General features: G+C 40.1%; 10 protein-coding genes. 7 read left to right on the top strand and 3 right to left on the bottom strand.

Features of this window, described 5'->3' with window-relative positions; all coding sequences use genetic code 11:
- Nucleotides 1-58: 58 nt before the first annotated feature.
- The 6 genes from MED134_RS07340 to MED134_RS07315 all read left to right on the top strand — a co-directional run bounded on the left by MED134_RS07340 (nt 59) and on the right by MED134_RS07315 (nt 17,849).
- A complete protein-coding gene (locus MED134_RS07340) occupies nt 59-1,015 on the top strand; it encodes a type IX secretion system membrane protein PorP/SprF (RefSeq protein ID WP_021778014.1) in 957 nt (318 codons plus the stop codon).
- Between the two features lie 71 nt (nt 1,016-1,086).
- Nucleotides 1,087-3,048 carry an OmpA family protein gene (locus MED134_RS07335; RefSeq protein ID WP_038597427.1) on the top strand — a complete coding sequence of 654 codons (1,962 nt, stop codon included), beginning with the start codon at nt 1,087-1,089 and terminating at the stop codon, nt 3,046-3,048.
- Nucleotides 3,049-3,403: 355 nt separating this feature from the next.
- Nucleotides 3,404-9,247, top strand: a complete 5,844-nt coding sequence (locus MED134_RS07330; RefSeq protein WP_084811639.1) for an Ig-like domain-containing protein — start codon at nt 3,404-3,406, stop codon at nt 9,245-9,247.
- A 160-nt stretch (nt 9,248-9,407) separates the two neighbouring features.
- Nucleotides 9,408-14,801, top strand: coding sequence for a gliding motility-associated C-terminal domain-containing protein (locus MED134_RS07325; RefSeq protein WP_038597422.1), 5,394 nt, complete (start codon nt 9,408-9,410; stop codon nt 14,799-14,801).
- A 58-nt stretch (nt 14,802-14,859) separates the two neighbouring features.
- A complete protein-coding gene (locus MED134_RS07320) occupies nt 14,860-15,816 on the top strand; it encodes a type IX secretion system membrane protein PorP/SprF (RefSeq protein WP_021778014.1) in 957 nt (318 codons plus the stop codon).
- A 71-nt stretch (nt 15,817-15,887) separates the two neighbouring features.
- Nucleotides 15,888-17,849 (top strand): OmpA family protein, encoded by a 1,962-nt coding sequence (locus tag MED134_RS07315; protein ID WP_021778015.1) that lies wholly within the window; start codon nt 15,888-15,890, stop codon nt 17,847-17,849.
- 105 nt (nt 17,850-17,954) lie between these two features.
- Here the strand turns inward: MED134_RS07315 and MED134_RS07310 are convergent, their stop codons facing one another.
- Nucleotides 17,955-19,232, bottom strand: coding sequence for a metal-dependent hydrolase family protein (locus MED134_RS07310; RefSeq protein WP_021778016.1), 1,278 nt, complete (start codon nt 19,230-19,232; stop codon nt 17,955-17,957).
- A gap of 3 nt (nt 19,233-19,235) precedes the next feature.
- A complete protein-coding gene (locus MED134_RS07305; protein WP_021778017.1) occupies nt 19,236-20,369 on the bottom strand; it encodes a DegT/DnrJ/EryC1/StrS family aminotransferase in 1,134 nt (377 codons plus the stop codon).
- A 160-nt stretch (nt 20,370-20,529) separates the two neighbouring features.
- Here MED134_RS07305 and MED134_RS07300 point away from each other — a divergent pair, with 160 nt between their 5' ends.
- Nucleotides 20,530-21,744 (top strand): 3-deoxy-D-manno-octulosonic acid transferase, encoded by a 1,215-nt coding sequence (locus MED134_RS07300; protein WP_237747158.1) that lies wholly within the window; start codon nt 20,530-20,532, stop codon nt 21,742-21,744.
- On the opposite strand, the gene MED134_RS07295 is transcribed toward MED134_RS07300, so the two are convergent.
- Entirely contained in the window at nt 21,741-22,400 is a 660-nt protein-coding gene (locus MED134_RS07295; protein ID WP_021778019.1) for a DUF2461 domain-containing protein, read from the bottom strand. The two genes, MED134_RS07300 and MED134_RS07295, sit on opposite strands and share 4 nt — an antisense overlap.
- Between the last annotated feature and the right edge of the window lie 111 nt (nt 22,401-22,511).

Raw genomic sequence — 22,511 nt, 5'->3', positions numbered from 1 at the left:
TAATAGATACTAATATTCGGTGTACTTTTAAGAGTACACCGGATTAAAATAAAGCAATATGAAAAAATGTTTTAACACTATATTTGTTGTGTCATTACTCATTTTAACGCTGAGTACAGTTCAGTTAAATGCCCAGCAAGACGCACAGTATACACAGTATATGTATAATACGTTAAGTATTAACCCTGCTTATGCGGGTTCACGTGGTGGTGTTAGTGTGCTGGGTCTTCACAGAAGTCAGTGGGTTGGTCTTGACGGCGCACCTCGTACACAAACCGCTTCTATCCATTCCCCTATAGGAGACTCTCAGCGTGTAGGTTTAGGTCTTAATATCGTTCAAGATGATATTTTTATCACCAGTGAGACCTATGTAGACCTTGCCTTTAGTTACTCAATACCTACATCAGATATTGGTAAGCTTAGTTTTGGATTAAAAGGAGGGGTACATTTATTAGATGTAAACTATTCAGAGGCTTCGCCATTTCAGAATGGTGATGCGCTTATTCAGAATAATATAGACAACCAGTTTTCTCCTCAAATAGGAGTGGGGTTATTTTATTCTACAGATCGTTTTTATGCTGGTTTAAGTGCTCCAAATTTATTGGAGACCGATCACTTTGATGATAGCCAAAACACGAACGATCCTAATGCTACTTATCTCGCTACCGAGCGTATTAACTACTACCTCACTTCGGGTTATGTTTTTGATATTACTCCAGACTTTAAGTTAAAACCTGCTGCTATTGCAAAGTGGGTATCTGGAGCGCCATTACAAGTAGATGTTACTGCAAATGCTTTATTATATGATAGATTAACCTTAGGTGCTGCTTATAGGTGGAGTGCTGCTTTGAGTGGTCTTGTAGGTTTTCAGGTGACAGATAGTTTAATGATAGGCTTTGCTTATGATCGTGAGACTACCGAGTTGCAACAGTTTAACAACGGTAGTTACGAGGTGTTTTTAAGGTTTGAGATTTTAAAGAAACCTAAGCGTTTGATTTCCCCTAGATTCTTCTAATTAGATATATTAATATTTTTTTGCTTTCGCGAAAGCGTTAGTTTAAATAGAGCTGACTAAAATTATTTTGTATGAAACAAAGATTACTAAAGAGCTTACTAGCATCAATAATGTGTTTGCTGTGCTTTACTGTTACGGCACAAGAGGGTAAGGTACGGGAAGCGACTGAAAATTTTGATCAATATGCCTTTGTAGATGCTCGTAATTTATATTTACGAGTTGCAGAGAGAGGTTTTAGATCACCAGAGGTTTTAAAGAAACTAGGTGATGCTTATTATCTCACTGCCGATTATAAGCAGGCTGCAAAGTGGTATGGTGAACTTTTAGGTTCAGAAAGTGATACGCTTGTTGCAAATGCTGAGTATTACTTTAGATATGCTCAGTCTCTTAAGAGTATGAAGCGCTATGACCTGGCAGATACTCAAATGGATATTTTTAATAGGTTAAATGGAGATGATTCTCGAGCAGAGCGTTATGTAGCCGAGCGTGATTACCTTAAGGAAATCGAAGCACAGTCTGGTAGATATACCATTGGGAAGGTTTCTTTTAACAGTGAGCTTCAAGATTTTGGTCCTAGTTACTATGGTGAGGATCTTGTTTTTTCTTCAAATCGCGAAGTGGCTACTGGAGACTACATACACGATTGGAACGATCAACCTTTTTTAGATCTTTTTGTTGTAAGAGATACAGAGACTAATGATCCTACTATTAATCGTCTATCAGATGAGATAAACACTCCTTATCACGAGAGTACTTCTGTGTTTACAGAAAATGGAGATGTTGTTTACTTTACAAGAAATAACTATTCAAAGAAGACAAAGTTAAAGAGAGATGAGGATGGTACGACAAAGCTAAAGTTATATGTGAGTGAAAAATCTAATGATGGTTGGTCTGTTCCTGTAGAGCTTCCTTTTAATAGTGATGAGTTTTCTACTGCACACCCTGCTTTGAGTCCTGAAGAAGATATTTTATACTTTGCCTCAGATAGGCCTGGTACAAAAGGCTTAAGTGATTTATGGATGGTAACCATTAATGGAGATGGTAGTTATGGCGAGCCTGTAAATCTAGGCGATCGTATCAATACCGAGGGTAGAGAGACGTTTCCTTTTATCAGTTCAGATAACAAGCTTTTTTATGCTTCAGATGGGCATCTTGGTTTAGGAGGTCTTGATATTTTTGTTAGTAAGTTAGACGCGGCTGGTAGTATAGGAGACTCTTACAATGTAGGTAAGCCTGTAAACAGTAGTGCAGATGATTTTGGGTTGATATTAAACGAGGAGCTTGGTACGGGTTATTTTGCCTCTAGTAGGGCTACAGGTCTTGGTAATGATGATATTTATAGTTTTGAGCGTAAACAAAAGTTGCTTACAGATTGTGCTCAGAATATTACAGGAGTTACAAAGGATGTAAAGACCGATAGGATACTTCCTCAAGCTACGGTAGAGTTGCGCAATATTGCCAATGAAGTTGTAGGGACAAAAATAAGCGACAATGCGGGACGTTTTAGTTTTCCAGATGTAGATTGTAATACATCATACATAGTACGTGCTAGTAAGTCTTTATATGAGCCAGCAGAGGCTATAGTCAACACCACATCAGAGGTAGGGCTGGTTTTAAACAGAGATTTATACTTAAAACCACCATTAAAGATAGAGTTAGGCGACGATCTTGCAAAGACACTAGAGCTTAATCCTATCTACTTTGATTTTGATAAGCATAACATTCGTCCAGATGCCGCATTAGAGCTTGAGAAGGTTATCGCAGTAATGAGGGAATACCCAAGTCTTAAGATCGATGTACGCTCACATACAGATAGTAGAGCTCCAGATGCTTATAATATGAGTTTATCTCAGCGTAGAAATGTATCTACAATACGATACATAGTAGATCAAGGAGGTATTAGTATGTCACGACTTACCGGTAGGGGATATGGAGAGACCCAGCTTACTAATGCTTGTGGTAATGGTATAGAATGTACTGAAGAGGAACACCAACTTAACAGAAGGTCTGAATTTATTATAGTGGCAAAATAAAAGTCATTTATACATAATTAAAAAAGCCTCGCTCAGAAATGAGCGAGGCTTTTTTAATGGGTTGTGTTTACCTAGTCTAGTTAATTCTTTTGAGTCTTTTAGTCTAAGTTTTATGCCTTTATTGCACATAGATACCTACTGGTTTCAATTAAAAAACAAGTTTTTGTAAAAATTTTATAGAATTCTTGTCTAATTGTAATTTAAAACGCACTTAATCGTGTTTTATTAACTTTTTGTCGATATTAAAGATTTAATTATAAGTTGTTGTTTGTATTAAAAATAACTTAATCTATCTTTCGAGTAAACTATGGCCAATTTTTTGGATTCACATAAAGTAATATTATAGTATTCGCTTATGAAATCACTACTACGTAATTTATCTTATCGGAACAATTTTAAAAATTCAATTTTTGGGTTTTTATTACTTTCTTTCTTAGTATCGCAAGTCGGTAATGCACAATGTAACATTACAGTTATCTCTACATCTATGATATCTGCTTGTGATGATGGAGGCACTACTCCAGATCCTAGTGATGATACTTTTACTGCAGATGTAACAGTTACATTTGATATGGCTCCGGCTACGGGTAGTCTAGACATTACTGGTGATAATCTAAATGCTGTAACGGTTTTGGTTGCAGATTTAGATACGGCAACTTCACACACATTTCAAGATGTTCTGTTTACGGCAGATGGAATGCTCCAAAGTTTGACTGCTACATTCTCAGATGATGCAGCTTGTACTTTTACAGATCCTATGGCAGTTTCGGCACCAGCTTCTTGTAGTCCGGATTGTGTTATAAATGGTATAGTGGCAGATAATATCTCAATCTGTAATGATGGAGGTACACAAGGACCAGGTCAAGATGGTGATGATACATTTACTGCAGATATAACTGTAACATTTGATTTTCCGCCAACGACAGGAACCCTCAATTTAACAGGAGATAATGTTTTTGATCAATTTGAAGGTGTTGGTACGTTAGACTCTCCTACAAGTCATACGTTTGTGGGCGTTGTGTTTCCATCAGACGGAGGGCCGGTAGACTTAACAGCTGCTTTTTCTGATAGTACTTGCCCTTTTAATCTCCCTAATACATTTACAGCACCGTCGCAGTGTAGTGTACCCGTTGGTGATGGAGGTTTAGTAATAGATAAGTCTCATTGTGATTGGGGGTATACTACAGATGATAGGTATAGAATACGTTATGAAGGAACTTTAACTAACACTGGGGCGAATCCTGTATATAACATAAATATTTCTGACGATTTGGGTACACCATTTTTAGGTGACGCAAATATTGTGAATATAGTGTCAAGGTCTGCTGGGCCTTTAAGTTTAGGAGTAACTCCTAATGGCTCTTTTAATGGAACTACACAAGAAGATGTTATTATAATTGATACATTACAAGAGTTAGGTCCGGGAGAAAGTATTACTTACGCATTTTGTATTGAGGTTGATGCTGTTGCAGCTTTGGACGGAGCCACAGTTGTTAATGAAATTTTTGCAACAGCAAATGATGCAGTTACTGGAGATCCTTATATAACGAGTGCTACAGATGTTGAGTTGTTTGAGGAAAACCTTTCTATATTGAGCGCTGGCCTTCAAGTAAATGATGCTACTCCTCCTATTAATACAGATGGAACTTCTGATTTTTTCTATACAATTACACTTAGGAACTCTGGTTCAGGTACGGCAAGTAATGTGCAATACGTAGATTCATTTGATCATTTATTTAATTCAGGTATCCCAATCAATACATTTACTGTAACACAGCTTACAGGAACATTAGCTGCAAATCCAGATTTCGATGGAGGCTCGGGAGTAATAGGTACCTCCACAAATCTTTTAGTTCCTGGTCAGACTATGACCTCTGGAGAGACAGCATCTTATAGAGTTGATTTGAATGTAGGACCTACAGGAAATCAATCAGTAAGGAATACGCAAGGTGTTTTTTCTGGTGAAGATTCAAATGGAACGGCTGTTTCGGACATATCAAGAAGAAATACAACAGCAGAGCACGATGATGAGCAGTGTTTTTGTGATCAAACTCCGGTGCAACTTTTATTCACACCAATTCCTGTAATCACAAAAACAATTATTAATAATGATCCCGCTGGCACCTTGGGCAATAGAGATGTTACTTTTCAAATAGAGATTCAAAATGATCCAACGTCTCCCGTAGACATATTTAATTTACAAGTTGTTGATGATATTGAAGCGATGTGTCCTGGAAATATTGTAAGTATTGGGGCTCCACAAATAGTAACATCAACAGCAACAGTAGATCCAGTGCTCAATGCCTTTTATACTGGACAAGGACTTAATAACATTTTTGAAAATAATACAGGTCAATTCGCTCCAGGCGAAAGACTTATTTTAACAATTGATGTTGAAATTACATTACCATGTACTATGGAAAATGTAGCTACTTTCACGGCTACAGATCCAAATGGCACAGTAGTAGGGCCTGTCCAATCGTCTGTAATATTAAATAACCCTCCCGAGGCTGAAGATGACATTGATGTTACAAATGTTGATACGCCAATTACAATAGCTCCTTTAAGTAATGATTCAGATCCAGATATGGACCCTATTATTATAACCGAGGTTGATGGGATGCCTATTACAGAAGGTGGTGCGCCAGTGTTACTTTCAGATGGTACTATTGTAGAATATGTGGGTGGTGAGCTCATTATTACACCTCCTCCTGGAAGTAGTACTCCTATATCTTTTCCTTACACAGTAGCAGATCCTTTAGGTAATCAAGATACAGCAAATGTGTTTATTACGGTAAATACCTGTACGATTGCAATTATTTCTTTAGACAATATTAGTGCGTGTGACTCAGGCGGTACAACCGGTGATGCCTCAGATGATTCATTTACAGCAGATGTTATAGTCGAGTTTACAAATCCACCAGGGTTAGGTACTCTAGATCTAACTGGTGCAGGAATAAATGAGTTCGTTCCAGTGTCTTCAATACCAGCGGGTGCAACATCATACACGTTTTCTGGTTTAACCTTTGCTTCAGATGGTGCAGATGTTATTTTGACAGCAACATTTGTAAATCCAAGTGGCTGTACAGATACACAAGTAGCAGGTACAGCGCCAGATTCTTGTAGTGTTGCTGCCGCCGATGTGGGTATAACTAAAACATTAAATCAATCGGGACCTTTTGCCCCTGGAGATACGGTCTCTTGGAATATAGTTGTAAGTAATTTGGGAACAGATACAGCAACAAATGTATTTGTTACAGATACTCCTACAAATGTTACTATTACAGGAATAACTGGAGCAGGTTGTGTAACCTTCCCTTGTAATGTCGGGACAATATTGCCTAATTCACCATTTAGTGATGTGACTTTAATCGTGACAGGTACAATAGATGCTGCTGGACCTTTTACAAATATTACATCAGTTTCAGCAGATCAAGTAGATGGGAACCCTGCAAATAATGTGGATGATGGTACAGACGGAAATAACGATGGAATTGCAGTTGGTGAGGCAGATTTGGTTACGGTTAAAACCTTGGTAAGTGGTAATGCTACACCGGCGGAAGGAGATACAGTATCATTTACAATTACGGTTACGAATAACGGTCCAGATGATGCTACTAATGTTTCTTTAGTAGATGCAATCCCAGCAGGCCTTACTGCAACTGTCAATAACGGAAATACGGGAGGTGACCAGCCTTCTACATATACTGATCCAAACTGGACAATACCTTTAATAGGTAGCGGACAATTTGTTACTTTAACAATCGATGGTGTTGTAGATGGTGGCGAAGATGGAAACACGATAACAAATACAACTACTGCAGCATCAACACCAGATCAAACAGATCCTACTACTGCTGGAGATGATTTAAATGAAAGTGTTACAGTAGATGGGTGTATTGATACTGACGGTGACGGTGATTGTGATAGTACAGATCCAGATCCTAATGACCCTTGTAATTTCACACCTGGAAGTATAGCTGATACTAGTAATCCAATATGGGCTGCTGCAGATTGTGATGGCGATGGTGATCCTAACGGTACTGATCCTAACCCTACAGATCCTTGTGATTTTAGTGCTGGTACTCCGGCTCCAACTAACCCTATGATGGCTGGTACTCCAGCTCAGAATGCATATGATATTTGGGCTGCTGCAGATTGTGACGGCGATGGTGTCACTAACGGAATAGAGAATGATACAAATGGTACAGATCCTTATGATACTTGTAGTTATTTACCCGGAAGTCAGGATTATACAATAACGACTACAGAATTTCAAGATGCAGATTGTGATGGCGATGGTGTAACAAATGGAAATGAAATTGACCCTGATGGAAATGGTGTTGACGATGGTAATGGAACAGATCCAACAGATCCTTGTGATTATGAACCTTTGCTAGTTACTCAAACACAAAGAGGAGACTGGTTAATAGCAGATTGTGATGGTGATGGTGATCCTAATGGAAGTGATCCAGATCCAATGAATCCTTGTGATTTTACACCAGGAACTCCAGTGCCAACAGATCCAATGATGGTTGGAACACCAGAACAGATAGCTTATGATATTTGGGCTGCTGCTGATTGTGATGGGGATGGAACACCAAACGGAACAGATACAGCGCCTTATGATCCTTGTGTAGACGATGGAACGATAGGCGATGAAGATACGACCAATGCGATTTGGCAAGCTGCCGATTGTGATGGTGATGGTGAGACTAACGGTACAGAAGATATGAATGGTTCAGATCCTAACGATCCTTGTAGTGTTAGTGGTGTTGCTACGATACCAGCACCTGCAGACCCGAACTATGATGTATGGGCTGCTGCCGATTGTGATGGTGATGGAGAGACTAATGGTGAAGAAGTAATGAATGGTACAGATCCGTTTGATCCTTGTAGTGTTACGACACCGACAGTTCAGGTAGATCCTATGGCTCCGGGTACTGCTGCTCAGAATGCTTATGATGTATGGGCTGCTGCAGATTGTGATGGCGATGGTGATCCAAACGGAACAGATCCAGCACCAGAAGATCCTTGTGATTTCACAGCAGGAAGTACACCAGATACGACGAATGCGATTTGGCAAGCTGCCGATTGTGATGGTGATGGAACACCAAATGGAGTAGATCCAGATCCACTTGATCCTTGTACGGATGACGGGGTGATAGGAGATGAAGATACGACGAATCCAATCTGGCAAGCTGCTGATTGTGATGGGGATGGAACACCAAACGGAACAGATACAGCGCCTTATGATCCTTGTGTAGACGATGGAACGATAGGCGATGAAGATACGACCAATGCGATTTGGCAAGCTGCCGATTGTGATGGTGATGGTGAGACTAACGGTACAGAAGATATGAATGGTTCAGATCCTAACGATCCTTGTAGTGTTAGTGGTGTTGCTACGATACCAGCACCTGCAGACCCGAACTATGATGTATGGGCTGCTGCCGATTGTGATGGTGATGGAGAGACTAATGGTGAAGAAGTAATGAATGGTACAGATCCGTTTGATCCTTGTAGTGTTACGACACCGACGGTTCAGGTAGATCCTATGGCTCCGGGTACTGCTGCTCAGAATGCTTATGATGTATGGGCTGCTGCAGATTGTGATGGCGATGGTGATCCAAACGGAACAGATCCAGCACCAGAAGATCCTTGTGATTTTACAGCAGGAAGTACACCAGATACGACGAATGCGATTTGGCAAGCTGCCGATTGTGATGGTGATGGAACACCAAATGGAGTAGATCCAGATCCACTTGATCCTTGTACGGATGACGGGGTGATAGGAGATGAAGATACGACGAATCCAATCTGGCAAGCTGCTGATTGTGATGGGGATGGAACACCAAACGGAACAGATACAGCGCCTTATGATCCTTGTGTAGACGATGGAACGATAGGCGATGAAGATACGACCAATGCGATTTGGCAAGCTGCCGATTGTGATGGTGATGGTGAGACTAACGGTACAGAAGATATGAATGGTTCAGATCCTAACGATCCTTGTAGTGTTAGTGGTGTTGCTACGATACCAGCACCTGCAGACCCGAACTATGATGTATGGGCTGCTGCCGATTGTGATGGTGATGGAGAGACTAATGGTGAAGAAGTAATGAATGGTACAGATCCGTTTGATCCTTGTAGTGTTACGACACCGACTGGTTCAGGTAGATCCTATGGCTCCGGGTAACTGCTGGCTCAGAATGCTTATGATGTTATGGGCTGCTGGCGAAGATTGTGATGGCGATGGTGATCTCCAGGAATCGGGGAACAGATCCTAGCACCAGGAAGATCCTTGTGATTTTACAGCAGGAAGTACACCAGATACGTACGAATGCGATTGCGCGATTGTGAAGGATCCAAACGGAACAGATCCAGCACCAGAAGATCCTTGTGATTTTACAGCAGGAAGTACACCAGATACGACGAATGCGATTTGGCAAGCTGCCGATTGTGATGGTGATGGAACACCAAATGGAGTAGATCCAGATCCACTTGATCCTTGTACGGATGACGGGGTGATAGGAGATGAAGATACGACGAATCCAATCTGGCAAGCTGCTGATTGTGATGGGGATGGAACACCAAACGGAACAGATACAGCGCCTTATGATCCTTGTGTAGACGATGGAACGATAGGCGATGAAGATACGACCAATGCGATTTGGCAAGCTGCCGATTGTGATGGTGATGGTGAGACTAACGGTACAGAAGATATGAATGGTTCAGATCCTAACGATCCTTGTAGTGTTAGTGGTGTTGCTACGATACCAGCACCTGCAGACCCGAACTATGATGTATGGGCTGCTGCCGATTGTGATGGTGATGGAGAGACTAATGGTGAAGAAGTAATGAATGGTACAGATCCGTTTGATCCTTGTAGTGTTACGACACCGACGGTTCAGGTAGATCCTATGGCTCCGGGTACTGCTGCTCAGAATGCTTATGATGTATGGGCTGCTGCAGATTGTGATGGCGATGGTGATCCAAACGGAACAGATCCAGCACCAGAAGATCCTTGTGATTTCACAGCAGGAAGTACACCAGATACGACGAATGCGATTTGGCAAGCTGCCGATTGTGATGGTGATGGAACACCAAATGGAGTAGATCCAGATCCACTTGATCCTTGTACGGATGACGGGGTGATAGGAGATGAAGATACGACGAATCCAATCTGGCAAGCTGCTGATTGTGATGGGGATGGAACACCAAACGGAACAGATACAGCGCCTTATGATCCTTGTGTAGACGATGGAACGATAGGCGATGAAGATACGACCAATGCGATTTGGCAAGCTGCCGATTGTGATGGTGATGGTGAGACTAACGGTACAGAAGATATGAATGGTTCAGATCCTAACGATCCTTGTAGTGTTAGTGGTGTTGCTACGATACCAGCACCTGCAGACCCGAACTATGATGTATGGGCTGCTGCCGATTGTGATGGTGATGGAGAGACTAATGGTGAAGAAGTAATGAATGGTACAGATCCGTTTGATCCTTGTAGTGTTACGACACCGACAGTTCAGGTAGATCCTATGGCTCCGGGTACTGCTGCTCAGAATGCTTATGATGTATGGGCTGCTGCAGATTGTGATGGCGATGGTGATCCAAACGGAACAGATCCAGCACCAGAAGATCCTTGTGATTTCACAGCAGGAAGTACACCAGATACGACGAATGCGATTTGGCAAGCTGCCGATTGTGATGGTGATGGAACACCAAATGGAGTAGATCCAGATCCACTTGATCCTTGTACGGATGACGGGGTGATAGGAGATGAAGATACGACGAATCCAATCTGGCAAGCTGCTGATTGTGATGGGGATGGAACACCAAACGGAACAGATACAGCGCCTTATGATCCTTGTGTAGACGATGGAACGATAGGCGATGAAGATACGACCAATGCGATTTGGCAAGCTGCCGATTGTGATGGTGATGGTGAGACTAACGGTACAGAAGATATGAATGGTTCAGATCCTAACGATCCTTGTAGTGTTAGTGGTGTTGCTACGATACCAGCACCTGCAGACCCGAACTATGATGTATGGGCTGCTGCCGATTGTGATGGTGATGGAGTAACTAATGGTGAAGAAGTACATGCAATGGTACAGATCCATTTGATCCTTGTGATTTCAATCGCTTCAGTAGACCTTATCACAGTACTGGTGATTATTTATCGTGCAGATTGTGATGGAGATGGAGTAACTAACGGTGATGAGATTGCTGATGGTACCGATCCAAATAATCCTTGTGACTTTGATGTTGCAAGTCAAGATGTGACTACGATAGCAGAGCCATTTATTTCAAGTGACTGTGATGGTGACGGCGAGACAAATGGAGATGAGATAGCAAACGGAACAGATATATTCGATCCTTGTGATGTAACAGTTGCAACGATTCCAGATGCTGCAGATGAGAACTATGCTATATGGGCTGCTGCCGATTGTGATGGTGATGGAGTAAGTAATGGAGATGAGGCTGCTAATGGTACAAATCCATTTGATCCTTGTGATTTTGATCCTTCTTTAGTGACCTTATCACAGATGGGTGATTATTTTGATGCAGATTGTGATGGTGATGGAGTAAGTAATGGTGATGAGATTGCTGATGGTACCGATCCAAATAATCCTTGTGACTTTGATGTTGCAAGTCAAGATGTGACTACGATAGCAGAGCCATTTATTTCAAGTGACTGTGATGGTGACGGCGAGACAAATGGAGATGAGATAGCAAACGGAACAGATATATTCGATCCTTGTGATGTAACTGTTGCAACGATTCCAGATGCTGCAGATGAGTACTATGCTATATGGGCTGCTGCCGATTGTGATGGTGATGGAGTAAGTAATGGAGATGAGGCTGCTAATGGTACAGATCCATTTGATCCTTGTGATTTTGATCCTTCGTTAGTGACCTTATCACAGATGGGTGATTATTTTGATTCAGATTGTGATGGTGATGGAGTAACTAACGGTGACGAGATTGCAGCAGGAACAGACCCATTTGATCCTTGTGATTTTGACGTTGAGGATATTACTGTAACACAAACAACAGCGTTTTTAAATGCTGATTGTGATGGTGATGGAGTAACTAACGGTGACGAGATTGCCGATGGTACCGATCCAAATGATCCTTGTGATTTTGATATTGTAAATCAAGATATAACAATTGTGGAAGGCGATTATTTAGCTGCAGATTGTGATGGAGATGGAGTAACCAATGGTAATGAGATTGCGACTGGCACAGATCCAAATAATCCTTGTGAATACGATGCTTCAATCCAAGATGTTATAATGGTATCAACACTGTGGTTGGCACTAGATTGTGATGGAGATGGTGTTTCAAATGGAACGGAAATAAATGATGGAAGTAATCCGCTTGATACTTGTGATTATTTAGAAGACAATCAGGATATCACAATAGTGACAGATGAATGGAACAATGCAGATTGTGATGGCGATGGTGTAACCAATGGTCAGGAAACTATAGATGGAACAGATCCTCTCGACGCTTGTGATTTTGATCTCGATAATCAAGATGTAACTATAGTAGGTGATATTTATTTGAATGCAGATTGTGATGGTGACGGAGTAACCAATGGTAATGAGATTGCGACTGGTACCGATCCAAATGATCCTTGTGAATATGATGCTTCAATCCAGGATGTTACAATCGTATCAACACTGTGGTTAGCACTAGATTGTGATGGCGATGGTGTTTCAAATGGAACGGAAATAAATGATGGAACTAATCCGCTTGATACTTGTGATTATTTAGAAGAGAATCAGGATATCACAATAGTGACAGATGAATGGAATAATGCAGATTGTGATGGCGATGGAGAACCAAACAGTTCAGATACAGATCCATTTGATCCTTGTGCTGGTGATACAGATATAGTAACTATTCCAGATCCAACGGATCCAAACTATGATGTTTGGGCAGCGGCAGATTGTGATGGAGATGGAGAGGTTAATGGAAATGATCCAGATCCATATGATCCTTGTATAGGAGGAAACATAGCAAACGTAAACCTGTTCGATAATAATTCAGATTGGTATATGGCAGATTGTGATGGAGATGGTGTAACAAATGGAATAGAAGTAGATCCTGATATGGATGGTACAGCTGGTCCTGATGGTACAGATCCAACCGATGCTTGTGATTACAATGTTGATGATGTTAGTTTACCGCAATCAGGAGATTGGTTAACAGCGGATTGTGATGGTGATGGTAATCCAAATGAAACAGATGACGATCCATTAGATCCTTGTGTTGATGCTGATGTTACTATGGTAGATCTTACGGATACAGATTCAGATTGGTATAATGCAGATTGTGATGGTGATGGGACTATCAATGGTGAAGATCCAGACCCATTAGATCCTTGTGTAGATAATGGAGTAATAGGTGATGAGGATTCAACAAATTCTATATGGGCATTAGCAGATTGTGATGGTGACGGAACTATCAATGCAAATGATCCGGATCCAAATGATCCTTGTGTTGATGATGGTACAATAGGTGACGAAGATCAAAACAACCCAATTTGGCAAGGTTCTGATTGTGATGGTGATGGTGTTTTAAATGGTCAAGAGGTTATTGATGGAACAAATCCATATGATTCTTGTAGTTACGATACCGCAAACCAAGATATCTCGATAGTGACATCTCAGTGGGAAATGCAGGATTGTGATGGTGATGGTGTAACAAATGGTGATGAAGTAACCGGTGGTACTGACCCTGTAGATCCGTGTGATTTTGAGCTTGATGATGTTAGTCTACCTCAATCACCAGCGTGGAATATGCTGGATTGTGATGGCGACGGAGTTACTAATGGTGATGAATTGGAAGACGGAACAAACCCATTAGACTTGTGTGATTACATATTAGATAGTCAGACTGTTACACCTAGCCAAGAATGGTTAGATACAGACTGTGATGATGATGGGACACCTAATGGTAGTGATAATAATACAGGTGATCCGTGTATCTTTGATTTAGATAACTTAGATCTAAGCACTATTTCTGAAGAAAACGCTTTAGCAGATTGTGATGGAGATGGCGTTACTAATATTGACGAGCTTGATCCTGATGGAGATGGGATGATAGGACCTAATAATACAGATCCAAATGACCCTTGTGACTTCAGTTTTGAGAATCAGTCTGTAGAACCAAGTGAAGAATGGAATGATCTTGATTGTGATGGCGATGGCGTTACTAATGGAGTAGAAATATTAGATGGTACTAATCCATTAGATCCTTGTGATTTAAATCCAGAAAATCAAGATATGACAGCTACAACTCAAGAGTGGAAAGATCTAGATTGTGATGGTGATGGTATACCTAATGGAGATGAATGTGGAGATGAAAATGGTAATGGTATAATTGACTTCTTAGAGGTTAACAATGGTAATCCTAATGCGACCGATGGTTTAGAGGTATTTGATATAATGACTCCTAATGGCGATGGTTTAAATGATGTATTTGTCATAAGAGGTATTAAAAAGTATCCAAACAATACTGTACGTATTTACAACCGTTGGGGAGTAGAGGTTTATGGAGTAAAAGGTTATGGTCAGGATGGTCAGTACTTTAGAGGAGAGAGTAATGGTCGTGCTACTATAAATGGCGATCAGCTTTTACCAGTAGGGACGTATTACTACACTGTAGAATATACTAATGCTTCAGGTAAGCTTCAGCAACTTGCCGGACCTTTATACTTAAACAGATAATAATAGATACTAATATTCGGTGTACTTTTAAGAGTACACCGGATTAAAATAAAGCAATATGAAAAAATGTTTTAACACTATATTTGTTGTGTCATTGCTCATTTTAACGCTGAGTACAGTTCAGTTAAATGCCCAGCAAGACGCACAGTATACACAGTATATGTATAATACGTTAAGTATTAATCCTGCTTATGCGGGTTCACGTGGTGGTGTTAGTGTGCTGGGTCTTCACAGAAGTCAGTGGGTTGGTCTTGACGGCGCACCTCGTACACAAACCGCTTCTATCCATTCCCCTATAGGAGACTCTCAGCGTGTAGGTTTAGGTCTTAATATCGTTCAAGATGATATTTTTATCACCAGTGAGACCTATGTAGACCTTGCCTTTAGTTACTCAATACCTACATCAGATATTGGTAAGCTTAGTTTTGGATTAAAAGGAGGGGTACATTTATTAGATGTAAACTATTCAGAGGCTTCGCCATTTCAGAATGGTGATGCGCTTATTCAGAATAATATAGACAACCAGTTTTCTCCTCAAATAGGAGTGGGGTTATTTTATTCTACAGATCGTTTTTATGCTGGTTTAAGTGCTCCAAATTTATTGGAGACCGATCACTTTGATGATAGCCAAAACACGAACGATCCTAATGCTACTTATCTCGCTACCGAGCGTATTAACTACTACCTCACTTCGGGTTATGTTTTTGATATTACTCCAGACTTTAAGTTAAAACCTGCTGCTATTGCAAAGTGGGTATCTGGAGCGCCATTACAAGTAGATGTTACTGCAAATGCTTTATTATATGATAGATTAACCTTAGGTGCTGCTTATAGGTGGAGTGCTGCTTTGAGTGGTCTTGTAGGTTTTCAGGTGACAGATAGTTTAATGATAGGCTTTGCTTATGATCGTGAGACTACCGAGTTGCAACAGTTTAACAACGGTAGTTACGAGGTGTTTTTAAGGTTTGAGATTTTAAAGAAACCTAAGCGTTTGATTTCCCCTAGATTCTTCTAATTAGATATATTAATATTTTTTTGCTTTCGCGAAAGCGTTAGTTTAAATAGAGCTGACTAAAATTATTTTGTATGAAACAAAGATTACTAAAGAGCTTACTAGCATCAATAATGTGTTTGCTGTGCTTTACTGTTACGGCACAAGAGGGTAAGGTACGGGAAGCGACTGAAAATTTTGATCAATATGCCTTTGTAGATGCTCGTAATTTATATTTACGAGTTGCAGAGAGAGGTTTTAGATCACCAGAGGTTTTAAAGAAACTAGGTGATGCTTATTATCTCACTGCCGATTATAAGCAGGCTGCAAAGTGGTATGGTGAACTTTTAGGTTCAGAAAGTGATACGCTTGTTGCAAATGCTGAGTATTACTTTAGATATGCTCAGTCTCTTAAGAGTATGAAGCGCTATGACCTGGCAGATACTCAAATGGATATTTTTAATAGGTTAAATGGAGATGATTCTCGAGCAGAGCGTTATGTAGCCGAGCGTGATTACCTTAAGGAAATCGAAGCACAGTCTGGTAGATATACCATTGGGAAGGTTTCTTTTAACAGTGAGCTTCAAGATTTTGGTCCTAGTTACTATGGTGAGGATCTTGTTTTTTCTTCAAATCGCGAAGTGGCTACTGGAGACTACATACACGATTGGAACGATCAACCTTTTTTAGATCTTTTTGTTGTAAGAGATACAGAGACTAATGATCCTACTATTAATCGTCTATCAGATGAGATAAACACTCCTTATCACGAGAGTACTTCTGTGTTTACAGAAAATGGAGATGTTGTTTACTTTACAAGAAATAACTATTCAAAGAAGACAAAGTTAAAGAGAGATGAGGATGGTACGACAAAGCTAAAGTTATATGTGAGTGAAAAATCTAATGATGGTTGGTCTGTTCCTGTAGAGCTTCCTTTTAATAGTGATGAGTTTTCTACTGCACACCCTGCTTTGAGTCCTGAAGAAGATATTTTATACTTTGCCTCAGATAGGCCTGGTACAAAAGGCTTAAGTGATTTATGGATGGTAACCATTAATGGAGATGGTAGTTATGGTGAGCCTGTAAATCTAGGCGATCGTATCAATACCGAGGGTAGAGAGACGTTTCCTTTTATCAGTTCAGATAACAAGCTTTTTTATGCTTCAGATGGGCATCTTGGTTTAGGAGGTCTTGATATTTTTGTTAGTAAGTTAGACACGGCTGGTAGTATAGGAGACTCTTACAATGTAGGTAAGCCTGTAAATAGTAGTGCAGATGATTTTGGGTTGATATTAAACGAGGAGCTTGGCACGGGTTATTTTGCCTCTAGTAGGGCTACAGGTCTTGGTAATGATGATATTTATAGTTTTGAGCGTAAACAAAAGTTGCTTACAGATTGTGCTCAGAATATTACAGGAGTTACAAAGGATGTAAAGACCGATAGGATACTTTCTCAAGCTACGGTAGAGTTGCGCAATATTGCCAATGAAGTTGTAGGGACAAAAATAAGCGACAATGCGGGACGTTTTAGTTTTCCAGATGTAGATTGTAATACATCATACATAGTACGTGCTAGTAAGTCTTTATATGAGCCAGCAGAGGCTATAGTCAACACCACATCAGAGGTAGGGCTGGTTTTAAACAGAGATTTATACTTAAAACCACCATTAAAGATAGAGTTAGGCGACGATCTTGCAAAGACACTAGAGCTTAATCCTATCTACTTTGATTTTGATAAGCATAACATTCGTCCAGATGCTGCATTAGAGCTTGAGAAGGTTATCGCAGTAATGAGGGAATACCCAAGTCTTAAGATCGATGTACGCTCACATACAGATAGTAGAGCTCCAGATGCTTATAATATGAGTTTATCTCAGCGTAGAAATGTATCTACAATACGATACATAGTAGATCAAGGAGGTATTAGTATGTCACGACTTACTGGCAGGGGATATGGAGAGACCCAACTTACTAATGCTTGTGGTAATGGTATAGAATGTACTGAAGAGGAGCACCAACTTAACAGAAGGTCTGAATTTATTATAGTGGCAAAATAAAGGTCATTTATACATAATTAAAAAAGCCTCGCTCAGAAATGAGCGAGGCTTTTTTAATGGGTTGTGTTTACCTAGTCTAGTTAATTCTTTTAAAGTCTTACGTCGTTATTGCTTATAGATTAATCCATCTTTCATAACAAAAGAGACACTTTCTGTAGTTGCTATGTTTTGTGTAGGGTCATCGTCTGTAGCTACAATGTCTGCAAGGTAGCCTGGGGCTAGTACACCCAGTTTACCTTCCATATCTAAAAGTTTCCCGTTTGTAATAGTTGCAGACTGTAGTGAAAACATAGGGCTCCAGCCATAATCTACCATATATCTAAACTCCTTTGCATTCTCACCGTGAGGAAATACGCCTGCATCTGTCCCAAAAGCAATATTTACTCCAGACTTTGCAACCATTGTAAATGTCTTTTTGAGCGTAGCATCTACCTTTTCAATTTTAGGTATGATGATGTCTGGGTAGTAACCTTTTACTTTAGCCTTGGTAGCGACGTACTTTCCTGCAGATAGGGTGGGTACGAGATAGGTGTTGTGTTTTTTCATAAGCTGCACCGTTTCTTCATCCATAAATGAGCCGTGCTCAATAGTCTGTACACCCGCTTTAATAGCACGTTGCATCCCTTCTTTACCGTGTGCGTGTGCAGCTACGTGCATTCCGTACTCCTTTGCAGTGCGTACAATCTCATCTACCTCTTCTTGTCTAAATTGTGGGTTATCACCATTTTTACTCACACTAAGAACACCTCCGGTGGCTGTGATTTTTATAAGGTCAGCGCCATTCTTATAGCGTTGCCTTACTGCCTTTCTTGCGTCATCTACACTGTTTATAACACCTTGGGCTGGGCCAGGGTCGCCCATATTTACCTTTTTAAAACCATTAGTAGGATCTGCGTGGCCTCCTGTGGTTCCTATGGCCTTTTCGGCAGTATAAATACGAGGACCTCGAGTGGTTCCTGAGTTAATGGCGTTTCTTAAAGATACATTTACTCCAGAGCCGCCTAGATCTCTTACTGTTGTAAAGCCTGAGAGTAATGTTCTTTCTGCAATTTCGGCTGCTGTAAAGGCTACGTCTGCCTCATTCTTAGTAAAGGTCTCAAGATACTGTTTTGGGTTTGTCTCGCCTTCTATATGCACGTGCATATCAATAAAACCAGGCATTACCGTTTTGGTTTTAAGATCAATTATGCTTTGTCCAGCTTTCGCGGAAGCGTACCCCTTCTCAACACTCACAATTTGATTACCCAGTACGGTAATAGTTTGCTCTTTTAAAACTTTGCCATTTTGAGTATCTATTATTTTACCACAATGTAGTAACGTCTCTTGTGCAAAAGTGGTCATACTCACAAGGCAAGCAAGTAGAAGGGATAGCGTATATTTCATAGATTATTTATTTACAAAGTCAATCACGGTTTTAGTTATAAAAGCAATTTGGTCGTCCTCTAGTTCTGTGTGCATAGGTAGGGAGATACAATCTTTTACAATGGCATTAGTCACAGGGAAGTCTGCCTCATTATATCGCTCATCTTTATAAGCTTTCTGGCTGTGCAGTGGGATAGGGTAATACACGCCGCAAGGTATCCCATTCTCATTAAGGTGTGCTACAAGAGCATCACGATCTGTGTCTACTACTCGTAGTGTATACTGGTGAAAAACGTGGCAATCACAACTATCACAAACTATAGGCGTAATAATCTTTTTATTACTCATAAAGGCTTCTGTATACTTGCGTGCAGCATCGCGTCTCGCTTTGTTATATGAATCTAGATGTGGCAGTTTTGCTCTTAAAACAGCTGCTTGTATAGAGTCCAGTCTACTGTTTACGCCTACTACATCGTGGTGGTATCGTACGTACATACCGTGATTTACCACACCTCTTATGGTATGGGCAAGGTCATCGTCATTTGTAAATATTGCACCGCCATCACCATAGCATCCTAAGTTTTTCGAAGGGAAAAACGATGTTGTACCTACGTGACCTATTCCTCCAGTTTTTGTTTTCTTACCATCACGACCTGTGTAGTTTGAACCTATACCTTGTGCGTTATCTTCTATAACAAAGAGGTTGTGCTCTTTTGCTAGATCCATAATAGCATCCATATTTGCTGCTCTACCAAAAAGGTGGACAGGCACAATAGCCTTCGTTTTTGGTGTGATAGCTCTCTTAATAGCTTCGATGTCTATATTAAAATCTACTGGGTCAACATCTACAAGAACCGGGGTAAGTTTTAAAAGGGCAATCACCTCTACAGTAGCTGCAAAAGTAAAATCTGCCGTGATGACCTCATCTCCTTGTTCTAAGCCTAGACCCATTAGAGCGATTTGTAGTGCATCAGTACCATTTGCACACGGTATAACGTGCTTTACACCTAGATACGCTTCCAGTTCGGTTTGAAAGCTTTTTACTTCAGGTCCATTTATAAAGGCAGTGTTTGCAATAACCTCTGCAATGCTGCTGTCTACTTGTTCTTTTATAGTCGCGTATTGGCCTTTAAGATCGACCATTTGTATTTTTTTCATTAGATATGGGAGAAAGGCAAGTGACCTTTCTACAGAGTGGTATTTTAATAAAAAGCGTTGATTTTACAGAAAACAAAAATACAAAATCTCCATCTCCTACTCAGACCTATTTAATTACAAAGTGTATTTTTGACTTATGCACATATTGTATTCTTTATTAATGAGGTTAGTCCAAGCTGTATTACCGCTTGCTGGAAATTTTAATAAAAAGCTTCAAAAGTCTATTACAGGTAGAAAGGATACTATCAAGTTTTTAAATGCCGAGCTCATAACTGGAAAGAAAACGTTGTGGATGCACGCTGCTTCCCTGGGAGAATATGAGCAGGGAGTACCTATATTAAAGGCTCTTACTGAGCACTATACAGATCACCAGTGGGTGATAAGCTTCTTCTCTCCCTCTGGCTATGAAATAAAGAAAAATAACGCTTTCGCGAAAGCGACCATCTACCTACCACTAGACACCACATCAAACGTTAGTACCTACTTAGATACCATAAAACCAGAAGCAGTTTTTTTTGTTAAGTATGAATTCTGGCCTAACTACCTACGAGAGCTACAACGCCGAAAGATTAGAACCTTTTTGATTTCTGGAGTCTTTAGAGAAAGTCAACCTTTTTTTAAACCTTATGGTAAATGGATGATCAAATCATTAGAGAGTTTTGAGCATTTCTTTTTACAAGATCAAAACTCTGCCGAAGCTTTAGAAGAGCTAGGATTTCAAAATTATACAATAAGTGGAGATACTCGTTTTGACAGAGTGAGCCAGCAGCTTACAATGGATAATACGCTTGATTTTGTCTCACAATTTAAGAAAGATAATCTCTGTGTGGTATGCGGAAGCACTTGGCCAGAAGATGATAAATTAATTATAGACTACATAAACAATCACGAAGGCAAGGCCAAATTTATTATCGCTCCACACGAAATTAAAGAAGGAAAAATATCAGCATTTATAGGAGCTTGTACCGCTAGAGTCGCTCGTTACTCTACAATGGATATAAATACTCTAAAAGATTATGATGTACTTATAGTTGATACCATAGGACTTCTTACTAAAATCTATAGTTATGCAGATGTAGCTTATGTAGGCGGTGCTATGGGGAATACGGGATTACATAATATTTTAGAACCGGCGACCTTTGGAGTGCCTATTCTTATAGGTCCTCATTTTAATAAATTTCCCGAGGCAAAAATACTCCAGCAGCTTGCTGGATTATATGCGGTTGCGAGTCAAGATCAATTTGACGAGCGACTCAACAAACTACTCAGTGATGATAAGTTTAGAGCTCAGACAGGTATGATTGCAGGGCATTTTATAAATAGTAATACTGGGGCTACGCGAGCTGTAATAGACTATATCAAAGGCAGTAATTAAGTAAGCACAGATACGGCTTCTCTCAAGTATCTTCTAAAAGGGAGCATCTCTTTATACATTTCAATAAGTAGTGCGTCAAAATCTTTTGATAAAACTTGCTTTCGCGAAAGCGTAGTCTCCACTGCAAATGTTTTATACCTAAGTAAGTCAATATGGGGGTGGTCCTTAGAAAAACCCTTTGGTGCGGTTTTTAGTTTATCTTGACTCCATAGGTTTCCAAAGGCTTTTGTAAAGCTGGGTTTTTCTAATATAGCTTTGAGTTCTTCGCCGTTATAATCTATCGCATCGCGTATGCTATCTAGAATTTCTTTTTTAGGCTTCCAGTAACCACCGGCCACAAGATTATGTTTAAGACCTATCTCAATGTAAAAATCCCCTTGTTTAGTTCTTTGATCCAGTCCTGCGCCTATATGGTCTTTGTAAATAGGCTTGTTAGGGTGAAACATTAGATTGTTATTGATACGGTTTATAGCTTTTTTACCAGGCGTGTCATAATACGCTTCATCTATCTCCGCCAGCTTCGCATTAAGTTTGTTAAGCCAGTTTATATGGTTGTCTCTAATATGATGATACTCTTTGCGATGAGCATCCATCCACTCTTTGGAGTTGTTTTGTTGAAGTTTTTCGAGAAAGTCGTAGGTATCTTGAAAGTTCATTTTTACTTTAAAATTAACAGTTTTAGGTAATATAGTAAGTATGAGGGATAAATGTTAACGTAACTTTAGAGCTTATTGGTAAAGCTTTGTGCGTGAAGCCTTATTAATCAA

The organism is Dokdonia sp. MED134, from assembly GCF_000152925.2.
Classification (GTDB): domain Bacteria; phylum Bacteroidota; class Bacteroidia; order Flavobacteriales; family Flavobacteriaceae; genus Dokdonia.
The sequence above is the reverse complement of the archived record's forward strand: the minus strand, read 5'-3'. Positions and strand labels throughout refer to the sequence as shown.